The following is a 12048-nucleotide window of genomic DNA, read 5'->3' as shown; positions in this document are numbered from 1 at the left end:
GGCCCGCAACGGGCGTGATTGTAGGTTACATGGAGCAGGGAGGACAGCAGGGTGAGCGGCGGTCATCAGTTTTGGCGAGGGAAACGGGTGTTGATTACAGGGCATTCTGGCTTTAAAGGGACTTGGTTGCTGTTATGGCTGCGCAAGCTTGGAGCAGAAGTTGTCGGATACAGCAATGATCTGCCGTCCGCGCCGTCCATGTATCGGCTGTGCGGATTGGAGCATGATGGAACTTGGGTGCGCGGCGATATCAGGGACGAGGGCAAGCTCCTGCAATCGGTGTTGGCAGTTAAGCCGGACATCGTCTTTCATCTGGCTGCGCAGCCGCTCGTCAGGCGCTCGTATATGGCACCAATCGAGACGATTGCCGTCAATGTCGTCGGCACCGCTAATGTGCTGAATGCCATTCGATCAGCGCCGTCTGTGCGGGCGGCCGTCATCGTTACTTCAGACAAATGTTATGCCAATACGAAACAGGAGCAAGCGCAAGGGCATGCCCTACAGGAAACCGATCGGCTAGGCGGGTTGGATCCGTATTCGGCAAGCAAAGCGAGTGCGGAGTTAATCGTCGAGGCGTATCGCCATTCGTATTTTCAACCTCAGCTTGGCGGAAGCGGAAGCGGGGCTTGGCCGCCAGCCATTGCGACAGTGCGCGCAGGCAATGTCATTGGCGGAGGCGACTTCGCGATTGATCGCATCGTGCCAGATTGCGTGCGTGCCGCGCAGGATGGCAGGGCAGCATTGCTTCGCAACCCTCATGCAGTGCGTCCGTGGCAGCATGTGCTGGAGCCGCTCGCTGGCTATATGATGCTGGCGGAGAAGCTGTTTGGCACAGATGGAGGAGCCGCTTTGGCAGAGGCATGGAATTTCGGGCCTGCTGCTAGCCAGGAGATGACGGTGAGCGAGCTTGCCCATCGGGTTAGCGGTTGGATTGGCGCGCCTGCTCCCATCGTGATGGGGGATGCGGCCGGTCCATATGAAGCGGCAATGCTGCGCATCGACAGCAGCAAGGCCCATTCGAGGCTTGGCTGGCAGCCGGTATGGAGCACGCATGAGGCAGTCGATAAGACAGGGGAATGGTACCAGCAATGGCGGCAGGGCGCTTCGATGCGAGCGGTGACGGATCGCCATATTCAAGCGTACGAACAGGCTCTGGCAGCACAGCAGCCGGTTCAGGGGGTGGATTCGAAGGATGAGCAAGGAACGTGATGCCCAAGACGGCCTGCATAGCAGCTTAGAACGGGAGGAAATGAAGCAGAAGGAGCAGATGGAGGCGGGGGCAGAGGCGGTAAGGTGCCGCGTTTGCGGTGGAGGGCCGCTGCATCGCTGGGTGCATTTGCCCAATATGCCGTTGACCGAGGAGTTGCATCCTCCGGGCTATCCCTCCGCTCCATTCCTTGCCGACATTGATGTGTACGCATGCGAGGCATGCGGCGTGTCCCAAACGGTCGGCGAGCGGGACTTGTCGCCATATTACGTTGACTATGGCTATACGGTCGGCCAGTCGGCGTTCGCATCGCAGTTCATGGAACGGTTAGCTGTAACGGTGCGGGACCGTTATGGCTTGCAGCCCGGATTCACGGTCATTGAGATTGGCTCGGGCGATGGCGCCCAGCTCAAATGTTTCGAGCGGGCAGGGGCGCGCGTCTATGGGGTGGAGCCTTCGGCTAGTTTATGCCAAGCAAGCCGGGAACGGGGTGTGCCCGTGCTGGAGGCGCTATTCGAGCCAGCAACGGCAGCCTTGCTGCCCGAACCGTTCCGCTGTGCGGATGTGCTCCTGCTAACGTATACGTTCGACCATTTGCCAGATCCAACAGGCATGCTGGAAGCGGCGCGCCAGACGCTGCATCCCGGCCGGGGCTTGCTTGTGCTGGAGGTGCATGATTTGTACCAAATTGTACAGCGCCGCGAATATTGTTTGTTCGAGCATGAGCATTACACGTACTGGACGGAGGCATCGCTGCGGCGGGCACTGGCCCGAAGCGGCTTCCGATTGCTGACGTCCGAACTGCTTACTGAGGCAGAGCGGCGCGGAAACTCGCTGTTAATTGTTGCTGCGCCTATGGATGCAGCCCATGCACCGGATGGGCATACAGGCGCTGATGATAGGGATGCAATAGGCTATGTCGGCTTTCAAGCTGAACTGGATACAGGGATAGCAGCATTGGATGCGTTTGTTGCTGCAGAATCGGCTGCGGGTCGCCGGGTAGCAGGATACGGGGGAGGCGGCCGCGGCGTTATGACGTTGGCCGCTATGTCTACAGCGGGGCAAATTGCTTATGTATGCGACGCCAATCCGGCATTGCATGGCAGAATAGCGCCCAAATCGCAGGTTCCCATCACCGGGATTACGCGGCTTGCTGAGGATCCGGTTGATACGCTGATCGTATTCAGCTACGGCTATATGGCTGAAATTCGCGAGGCTGTGATGAAACAGCCCCATGCTCCGAAGCGAATCGTCTCGATGCTTGACCTATTGAAGTGAGGGGACGTGTGATGGAACAGGAGCAGAATAGGAAGCAGAGCCAGGATCAGAGCAAAGAGCAGCGCAATGGCGTGAGCGCTCAGCCTGCCGCAGCCGTGACCGGCGCATCGGGCTTTATCGGAGCCGCGGTTTGCCGGCAATTGATTGAACGGGGATGGGATGTCTACGCCATTATTCGTCCCGGCTCCACCGCCAGCCGATTGCCGCAGCATCCTCGCCTTCGGTTGGTCGAGGGCGATCTAATGGACGTAATGGGCTGGGCGCATCGGTTAGAAACTGCGGCTGCTGAGGGGGTAACGTTCAAGTCATGGCTGCATTTGGGCTGGGAAGGGGTCGCCGGTGAGGCGCGCAATGATGCAAAGCAGCATGGCAATATAGCTGTTGCTGTCGAAACGGTGCGCTTAGCCGGAAAGCTGGGTTGTACGCATTGGATCGGGGCGGGGTCTCAAGCTGAGTATGGGCGTCTTGCCGGGCGCGCCGATGAGGCAGCCAGCGAAGCCCCGACTACTGCGTACGGGCGGGCGAAGCTTGCAGCGGGCAAGCAATCGCTGGCGGAAGCAGCCCGATTAGGAATAAGCGGCAGCTGGGTACGCATCTTCAGCGTTTACGGGCCTGATGATGGTGTCGGATGGCTTATTCCCGGCCTCATCAGGCAGTTAATGGCTGGTACGAGTCCGGCCTTAACGGCGGGCGAGCAGCGTTGGGATTACTTATTCGTAGAGGACGCGGCTGCAGCGTTCGTCGCGCTGGCGGAATGCGGGAACGCTTCTGGGACGGCAGCGGCAGCGGCAACGGCAGCGGACGCAGGTGCAGCGGCAGCGGCAATGCCGGATGCCGAAGCTTTCGGCGATAGCGACAGCATTGGCGGCGTGTACAATTTGGGGTCTGGCACGAGCAGCCCGATACACGCCATCGCCGAGATGGTTCGGCAATCGGTGGCGTCACGGATGCCATACGCAATTGGCGGCGGCAGGCTGGCCCCGCCGCCGCTGCGGCTCGGGGCTGTTCCCTACCGCGAGGATCAAGTGATGCTGCTGGAAGCAGAAATCGGGAAGCTGGCCAGCATGACGGGCTGGAAGCCGGTTGTGGCACTGGCAGACGGGATCGAGCGGACCGTGGCAGCGTATGCCAAGCGGATTGAGCAAGAACGCAGGCTTGCGATAAAAAGAACAATCGTAACGATGGCCTATCGCTCGAATTCTTCTCACGTTGGGGCGGCTTTATCCGTCGCTGATATTATGCTTTCGTTATATTTTCATGTGCTTCGCGTAGACCCTGCCCAAGCTTCCGATCCAAGGCGCGATAAGCTTGTTTTCTCCAAAGCGCATGCTTCCACAGCGTTATATGCGGTTCTGGCAGAGCGCGGATTTTTCCTGCGGGAAGTGTTGGAAGGCTATGCGATAGACGGCGGGCGGCTGCCGGGCCATCTGGACCGTAAGTCCGTGCCAGGCATTGATGCTTCGGCGGGGTCGCTTGGGCATGGATTGTCGATAGGCGTTGGCTTTGCCTTGGCGGATCGATTAGCGGGCCGGGACAGCCGCACGTTCGTCGTGCTAGGGGATGGCGAGTGCAACGAAGGCTCGATTTGGGAAGCTGCGTTAGTTGCGTCCTCGCAGGGGCTAGATTCACTGGTTGCCATCGTTGATTGCAATGGCTGGCAGGGCTTTGGCCGTACGGATGAGCTGTCGCCGCTAGCTTCGCTTAGCCAGAAGTGGCGTGCATTCGGCTGGGATGTGATTGAAGTGGATGGCCATGGCGAGGCGCAGCTGATTGCGGCGCTGGGCCAACCGGTTGCGGGCGGCAAGCCGAAGGCAGTGCTTGCGCGGACGGTGAAAGGGCATGGCGTAGATTTTATGGCGAATACGTTAGAGTGGCACTACAAGTCGCCGAATCAAGCGCAATGGGAATCGGCGATGATGCAGCTGGGCGGCAAGGGGGAACCCGAATGAGAAATGCATTCGTTCGCGAGCTGCTGCAGCGGGCAGAGGTTGATCCGCGAATTGTGGTGATTACGCCTGATCTCGGTTTCTCTGTCTGGGAGCCGTTTCGTGACCGGTTTCCAGACCGGCTGCTTAATGCGGGCATTGCGGAGCAAAATGCAGTTGGCATGGCGGCAGGGCTGGCATTATCCGGCCATGTTGCATATGTGTATAGCATAATCCCGTTCGTCACGATGCGAGCCTATGAGCAAATTCGGATTGATGCCGCTTATATGAACACGCCGGTGCGGCTAGTCGGGGTAGGCGCGGGCTTTGCTTATGGCGGCCAAGGCCCAACGCATCACGGGCTGGAGGATGTTGCGCTTATGCGCTCGCTGCCCAATATGGCGGTCTGTTGTCCCGGCGACGATATCGAAGCGCGCGAGCTGGTGCAGGCAAGCTTCGAGCATCCGGGCCCGATGTATATTCGGATCGGCAAATCAGGCGAGCCGCGCGTACACGAGCCATTGGCGCGATTTAAGCTTGGCGAAACGATAGAGATTATATCCGGCTCGCAAGCAGTTGTGTTGGCTTCAGGCACGGCGCTCGCCCGTGCGAAGGAATGGGTGCTTCGCCTGCGCGAGGAGGCGATTCCGATCGAGGCGGCGTTAGTTAGTGTGCCGACCCTCAAGCCGTTTCCTGAAGAAGCAGTGCTTCGTTATGCCCAGCAGGGAGTGCCGATTATTGCCGTTGAGGAGCATAGCGTGATCGGAGGGTTAGGCAGCGCAGTGGCGGAAGTGCTTGCTGAGAGCGATAGCGGAGCGGTGCTGAGGCGATTCGGCCTGCCGGACGCTTTTTGCCGGGAAGTGGGCAGCCACTCGCATTTGCTTAAGCGGTCGGGCTTTCATTATGAACGGTTTCACCAAATGATGAGGGGAGTGTGCGACGGGCTATGACGGATTCTTATAAACCGATGGGGATGATTAACAAGCATCATCGGCCCTCGGACTTTGAAGCATATCGATTGACGGAGGAGACGTTCGAGCAATCGCAACTGTCGGTGTTTAATAAGCTGGAGGCGTTCCCGCGCTTTGCGACAAAACGGAGCCTGGCGAAGTTTTTATGCCGGTATGAAATTTTTAAGCATGTGCTGAACACAACGGGCAACATCGTCGAGTGCGGCGTGTTTAACGGCGGGGGGTTGTTCACTTGGGCGCAACTGTCAAACATTTATGAACCGTCGAACCATACGCGCAAAATTATCGGCTTCGACACGTTCGCAGGCTTTCCGTCTGTGGCTGAGCAGGATCAAGAGCCCGATGATGAGTTTAAAGTAGGCGACTTGAAGGGCGAAACGCTCGACCAGTTGAAGCAGTCGGTGGAGAAGTACAACGCGGAGCGCTATTTGTCGCACATTCCGAATGTAGAGCTTGTGCAAGGCGACTTCATGGCGACGAGCGAAGCGTATGTGGAGAAAAATAAGCATATGCTTATCGCATTATTATATTTGGACTTTGATTTATATGAGCCGACGAAGAAGGCGCTAGAGGTGTTCCTCCCGCGCATGGGCAAGGGCTCTATCATTTGCTTCGATGAACTTAACTGCGCTTCTTTCCCAGGCGAAACGACGGCGTTGCTCGAAATGCTGCCAATCCGCGATACGGCGGTTCGGCGATTCCCGACGGACCCGTGGGTGTCCTATGTCATTCTCTAACGAAGCGGAGCGTGTAAGATGACAAGGAACGAATCGGAAACCGGTGCGCCGGACACTGTTGGTGAAGCCGCTAAAGCAGCGGAGGCAGCAGCAGAACCAGCAGAACCAGCAGAACCATCAGAACCATCAGAACCATCAGAACCATCAACATCATCCGAGCCCGAGGATCCATCACACGGCTTCTACCATTTGGGCGATAACACCTATATTGAAGCCGACTGCCAGCTGCATGGGCGGCCTGAAATCTCAATCGGCAGCGGCGTGTTCATGCGCACGGGTGCATGGTTCAACATTTGTACCGAGGTGACAGGCGAACGACCGAAAATTATCGTAGGCGACGGCTGCCAATTTAACGTGGGCGTATCCGTATCGGCAGCGAATCGAATCGTGCTCGAACGGTTTTCGATTTATGGCCATCATACGTACATTTCCGACACGCAGCATGAATACCGCCAAATTGGTGTTCCGATCATTATGCAAGGCATTACGCGCACCGATGATGAGACGATCATCGGGGAAGCGACATGGGTCGGCGCCAATTGCATCATCGGAGGCGGCATTCGCATCGGCAGAGGGTCCGTTATCGGCGCGAACAGCGTCGTTACCCGCAGCCTGCCGGATTATTGCGTAGCCGTTGGCTCGCCAGCGCGAATCGTCAAAATGTTCGACACGGAAGCGGCCGATTGGATATCCGCCCGAACGCCTGAAGAAGTAGAGGCGGTTATGCGGCGACGGCGCGAACGCCCGGTGCTGTCTATTTGCATCCCAACCTTTAATCGGGCGGCTGATTTGCTCCGTTGCTTGCATTCGATTGTAATGCAAACAGGCGACTGTACGCTTATTGAAATCGTCGTGTCAGATAATGCTTCGCCTGATGAAACACAGCAGGTGCTCGAAACGTTCGCGGTCCAGTATCCGAACTGCAATCTTCGTTACTGGCGCAATGAGGAAAACATCGGCGCAGAGCGCAATATCGTGAAGCTGTTAAATGAAGCGCGCGGGGATTACATGCTGCTGCATGGCGATGACGACTTCTTTCACGATATGACGATCATGCCGCTCCTTCATCTCGTTAACACGAATCGGAGCAGCTCGGTCTTGTTTATCGATGTGCTTAACGATAACGCCCGAGTGGAAAGCGGCGAAGGATTGGATGCGTTTGTCGCCAAAGCTTCGCTAAATGCGGGCTTCCTATCCTCGGTTATTCTAGAGCGTGCCATATACGAACAGATTGAAGATAAATCAGCCTTTATTGGAACGGGTTTTAACCATATCTATCTCCAACTGGAAGCGGTTCGGCGCAAGCCAGGCTTTACAGTCATTAATAAATCAATGTTCGCTTACGCAGGCAACGATTCGGCTGACTATAATTTCGGCGAATACTTCATTGAAGGCTATTTGCAAATTCTTAGCCACTTTGAACAGCGTGGCCTATCAGCCAAAGCGCTGAAGCATGAAAAAGGCAATATGCTGGCTGCGACGGTACTGCCATGGTACCAACGGATTGTGGAACGAGGGCTCAGCACGGACATTACGGGCTTCGAAGACATCTATACGGCGCATTATAAGGATGAACCGTATTACGTAGATATTTTAAACTGGATTCGCAGCGTAAAACGGCCGGGGAGCCCAAAGGAATCGGATTGATCGTTTAAAAACGAACATTTCAACATAATTCGACAAAAATCGTATAGTTTTTCTAGCCTTCATTTGCTATAATTGGGGCAGCGAACAATCGAATAGGCCTGGGGAGCTGGACATTTGGACCGGCTGAGAGGAGACGCCTAAACGTCTTGACCCAATAACCTGATCTGGATAATGCCAGCGTAGGAATCGGCAATGGAGCGACGGCGGAAGCTGCCCGAGAGGGATTGGCAGAAGCTTGTTGCGACGCGAATCTGCATGACGGCGGCGCCTTCCTATTAGGGAGGCGCCTTTTATGATGCCATGGGGACGGAATCTGGCCAGAGCAGGCTATTGCTATCGCATTTCGCAATACGAGTGATAAGAGGAGTGGCACAAGGATGGGCAACCGTAACGAAAGAAGCAAGTGGGGACGAAAATGGGGGCTGGCGGCAATCGCGCTAATGGTTGTGCTCGCAGCATGCGGCAAAGCAGATAAGACGGAATCAACGCCCGAGCAAGGTGCGGCGGACAAGCCGTTGACAAAGGTGAAGGTCGTTCTCGACTGGACGCCGAACACGAACCATACAGGGCTTTATGTCGCGCGAGATCAAGGCTTCTTCAAGGAGCAAGGGCTGGATGTTACAATCGTGCAGCCAGGCGAAGCGGGTGCGGATGCGATGGTTGCATCGGGCGAAGCGGAGTTCGGCGTCAGCTATCAAGAAGGGGTGACACTGGCCCGCACGCAAGGCGTGCCACTAGTTTCAATAGCTGCGGTCATTGCGCATAATACATCCGGTTTTGCATCGCCGGTAGCGAAGAACATTAAGGCTCCGAAAGATTTTGAAGGCAAAACGTATGGCGGCTGGGGCTCTCCCGTAGAGGAAGCAGTCATCGGATCGCTTATGCAAGAAGATAAAGCGGATGTATCCAAAGTGAAAATCGTCAGCACCGGCGACGTCGATTTCTTCACGGCTGTGAAGCGGGACATCGATTTCGCATGGATCTACTATGCGTGGACAGGTGTAGAAGCTGAGCTGCGCGGCGAGAAGCTGAACATGATGTATTTGACCGATTATTCGGATAAGCTGGATTACTATACGCCAGTGCTCTCCACGAACGAGAAAATGATTGCGGACAAGCCCGATGTTGTTAAAGCATTCGTAGCGGGCGCTGCGGCAGGATACCAGTACGCGATCGACAAGCCGGATGCAGCGGCGGACATTCTAATCAAGGCGGAGCCGGATTTGAATGCTGAGCTTGTGAAAGCGAGCCAGAAGTGGCTCAGCCCGAAATATACCGACGATGCGCCGCGTTGGGGCGAGCAGAAGCAATCGGTTTGGGAAAACTATGCGAATTGGATGTATGACCATAAGCTGATGGATAAGAAGCTGGACGCGGGCAAAGCATTCACGAATGATTTCCTGCCACAATCCTAATTCATAGCAGGCCAAAGGAGAGAGACGAATGGCAAACGCACTCGTAAGCATTCAAATTTTACCGACAACACCGGGCGGGGAAAGCGTAATTCCTTACGTCGACCGCGCGATTGACATTATTAAAGCTGCTGGCGTTCCTTATCGGGTAGCGCCGCTTGAGACGACGATGGAGGGCGAATTGCCGGAGCTGTTAGCTGTTGTGCAGCAAATGAGTGAAGCGATGGCAGAGCTGGGCTGCCCTTCGGTTATCTCGCAAGTGAAAATTTATTACAATCCGGGCAGTGGCGCTTCGATGGGCCGCTTGCTGGAGAAGTACCCAGATGGCCAGTAGTTGGCGTAAAATCGTTCCGCCTGCAATAGCGTTGGCGCTTATCATTATCGTATGGCAAATCGTCGTGGACGGAGGGGCGGTGGAACGTTATCTGCTGCCTTCCCCTATGGATATCGTGCAGGAGGCATCGCGCATCGCGCCCCGCCTTCTGGATCATACGGGCGCGACGCTGCAGCTTGCGCTAATCGGTTTTATTGGAGGAGCGGCGGCTGGCATTGTGCTGGCCGCTTTGCTGCATCTAATACCGGGAGCGCGCGAGGCGATTTCGCCGCTGCTCGTTTTATCCCAGAACATTCCTTTAATCGCATTGGCTCCACTGCTGGCGCTCTGGCTTGGTTTTGGGCTAACGCCAAAGCTTCTGCTCGTTGCGCTCGTTTGCTTTTTCCCCATTGCCGTCAGCATGTTGGCTGGCTTGCAGGAGAGGGATGCGAAGCTAGCCGAGTATCTTCGCATGCTAGGGGCAGGGCGCCTGCAGCTGTTCACCTCGCTAGAGCTGCCTAATGCGATCCCTTATATGTTCAGCGGGCTGAAAATTGCGGCTACCTACAGCATGACCTCGGCGGTCGTAGCGGAATGGATCGGTGCGGATCGCGGCTTAGGCTACTTTATGCAAATGTCGCGTAAAGGCTTCATGGCACCGCGAGTCTTTGCTGCTGTTATTATTATTGTCGCGATCAGCTTGGCGTTGTATGGCATTATTGTATTAATTGAACGGCTTGTAATACGCTGGCGGCCGAAGAAGGAGGAACGCACATGAGCGACAAGGAGACGCGAACGCTTGAACGAATCGAAGGCGTATCGATTATCGGGAATTCAGAAGCGTCCTCACTCAGCCAGCCGCAAGCATCGGCGGTGCTGCGCCTCGATAACGTAAACAAAGTGTACGGAAGCGGCAAGCATGCCAAAACGATAATTGGAGGCGTCTCGTTATCAGTCCGGGAAGGGGAGTTCGTCTCGGTAATCGGGCCGTCCGGCAGCGGGAAGTCGACGTTGTTCCGGCTCATTGGCGGGCTTGAAGCGCCGACTGCGGGGACAATTGAGCTGGAGGGCAAGGCAGCGGGCGATGGGGAACGCGGCCGGATTGCGTATATGCCGCAGCAGTCGTCGTTGCTGCAATGGAAGACCGTAGAAGCGAATATCGAGCTGGCGCTGACGATTGCGGGTGTCGATCGTAGCGAAGCGAGAGCGCTTGTCCAGCAGTGGCTGCCGCGCGTAGGCTTAGCGGATTATGCCCAAGCCTATCCGCATGTGCTGTCAGGCGGCATGCAGCAGCGCGTCTCGTTTCTCCGTGCATTGTTGTCGCCGCAGCGATTGATGTGTCTCGACGAGCCGTTCGGCTCGCTCGATGCTTTAACGCGAATTCATATGCAGCAATGGCTGTTATCGCTATGGGAAGCGGATCGCCGCTCCGTCCTGTTCGTGACGCATAGCATTGAGGAAGCCGTGTTTTTATCTGATCGAATCATTGTACTATCGGCATCGCCTTCTGTCGTTCTTCAGGAGTTCGAGGTGCCGTTCCCGCGCCCGCGTGCAGGATCGATTCGCAATCAAGCGGCATTCAATGAGCTAGAGAGCGAAATCTACGCTTTATTGGACAATAACAGCATGCATTGAACGGAATGGATCGCATGGTGTGGCGTGGAACATTAGCCTAGGGGTGATTAGATGAAGCAAATGGGAACACCGGGCTGGAGCTGGATGGATGCCCACATCCATTGGGACCATTACGAGGATGAACAGCGTGAACGTATGGCAGCCGAAGCGCGGGAAGCAGGCGGTGAAGGGCTCGTAGCCGTATCGATGCATTTGGCATCTAGCCGGAAGAATTATGCGCTTTCCCAGCTCGACCAAACGTTCGTGATACCCGCTTACGGGTTTCATCCGGAGCAGCCGGCGCCAAGCAATGAGGAGCTAGCGGAGCTGTTGGCTTGGATTCGTGAGCGGCATGAGGCGGGCGAAGCTTTTGCGATTGGCGAAGTAGGATTGCCATACTATACGCGTACCGAGCAGGAGACGGCGGGCCATTCATTCGATGAAGCGCCGTATGTGCATATGCTGGAGCAGTTTGCGGCACTGGCTGCAGAGCTTGGCCGTACCCTCGTGCTGCACGCGGTATACGAAGATGCGGCAAAAGTTTGTGAGCTGTTGGACAAATATCAGGTACGGCGGGCTCATTTTCATTGGTTCAAAGGCGACGTCGCGACGATTGAACGGATGATTCGAACGGGGCGATATATTTCGATCACACCTGATGTGTTGTACGAGGAAGAGATACGTGAGCTTGTTCGCATGTATCCGCTTGAGCTGATGATGGCGGAGACTGATGGCCCTTGGCCGTTCGAGGGACCACTCCAAGGCCGTGCAACAACGCCGGCTATGGTGGTGGATGTCATTCGTGAGATTGCTTTGCTCAAAGGGTTGCCCGAGGCGGAGGTTGCAGGCGCGATGTTCCGTAATACGAAAACTTTGTATACGCCATAACCGTCAAGTGAACGGTTAGCGAAAGCTGGCGCTAGTGAGAGCATTACAAACTAGCT

11 protein-coding genes and 1 riboswitch are annotated in these 12048 nt (G+C 56.0%); all 11 genes read left to right on the top strand.

All coding sequences use genetic code 11. The features are described 5' to 3' along the window. The first annotated feature begins 51 nt into the window (after positions 1–51). The 11 genes from rfbG (at position 52) to GON22_RS00970 (ending at position 11992) form a co-directional block, all read left to right on the top strand. Positions 52–1209 (top strand): CDP-glucose 4,6-dehydratase, encoded by a 1158-nt coding sequence (rfbG, locus tag GON22_RS01020; protein ID WP_160394265.1) that lies wholly within the window; start codon positions 52–54, stop codon positions 1207–1209. After that, complete coding sequence (locus GON22_RS01015) at positions 1193–2485, top strand: methyltransferase domain-containing protein (RefSeq protein ID WP_160394264.1); 1293 nt, start codon at positions 1193–1195, stop codon at positions 2483–2485. The genes rfbG and GON22_RS01015 overlap by 17 nt, the downstream gene beginning before the upstream one ends. Before the next feature lie 11 nt (positions 2486–2496). Further along, complete coding sequence (locus GON22_RS01010) at positions 2497–4434, top strand: NAD-dependent epimerase/dehydratase family protein (protein ID WP_160394263.1); 1938 nt, start codon at positions 2497–2499, stop codon at positions 4432–4434. After that, positions 4431–5360: a transketolase family protein gene (locus GON22_RS01005; RefSeq protein WP_160394262.1), complete on the top strand. Its 930-nt coding sequence runs from the start codon at positions 4431–4433 to the stop codon at positions 5358–5360. Before GON22_RS01010 ends, GON22_RS01005 begins: the two co-directional genes overlap by 4 nt. Further along, positions 5357–6118: a TylF/MycF/NovP-related O-methyltransferase gene (locus GON22_RS01000; protein ID WP_160394261.1), complete on the top strand. Its 762-nt coding sequence runs from the start codon at positions 5357–5359 to the stop codon at positions 6116–6118. The genes GON22_RS01005 and GON22_RS01000 overlap by 4 nt, the downstream gene beginning before the upstream one ends. Positions 6119–6136: 18 nt before the next feature. Beyond that, positions 6137–7765, top strand: coding sequence for a glycosyltransferase (locus GON22_RS00995; RefSeq protein WP_160394260.1), 1629 nt, complete (start codon positions 6137–6139; stop codon positions 7763–7765). A 91-nt stretch (positions 7766–7856) separates the two neighbouring features. Further along, positions 7857–7968: riboswitch (TPP riboswitch) on the top strand. Positions 7969–8142: 174 nt separating this feature from the next. Continuing rightward, entirely contained in the window at positions 8143–9180 is a 1038-nt protein-coding gene (locus GON22_RS00990; RefSeq protein ID WP_160394259.1) for an ABC transporter substrate-binding protein, read from the top strand. Positions 9181–9208: 28 nt separating this feature from the next. Then, complete coding sequence (locus GON22_RS00985; RefSeq protein WP_160394258.1) at positions 9209–9511, top strand: thiamine-binding protein; 303 nt, start codon at positions 9209–9211, stop codon at positions 9509–9511. Beyond that, positions 9501–10268, top strand: a complete 768-nt coding sequence (locus GON22_RS00980; RefSeq protein ID WP_160394257.1) for an ABC transporter permease — start codon at positions 9501–9503, stop codon at positions 10266–10268. The genes GON22_RS00985 and GON22_RS00980 overlap by 11 nt, the downstream gene beginning before the upstream one ends. After that, positions 10265–11125 carry an ABC transporter ATP-binding protein gene (locus GON22_RS00975; RefSeq protein ID WP_160394256.1) on the top strand — a complete coding sequence of 287 codons (861 nt, stop codon included), beginning with the start codon at positions 10265–10267 and terminating at the stop codon, positions 11123–11125. The genes GON22_RS00980 and GON22_RS00975 overlap by 4 nt, the downstream gene beginning before the upstream one ends. Positions 11126–11176: 51 nt before the next feature. Further along, complete coding sequence (locus tag GON22_RS00970; protein WP_160394255.1) at positions 11177–11992, top strand: TatD family hydrolase; 816 nt, start codon at positions 11177–11179, stop codon at positions 11990–11992. The last annotated feature ends 56 nt before the right edge of the window (positions 11993–12048 follow it).

This window comes from Paenibacillus sp. MMS18-CY102 (assembly GCF_009789195.1).
Lineage (GTDB): Bacteria > Bacillota > Bacilli > Paenibacillales > Paenibacillaceae > Paenibacillus_T.
Note: the sequence above shows the minus strand (reverse complement) of the source record. Positions and strands in the feature narration are given on the sequence as shown.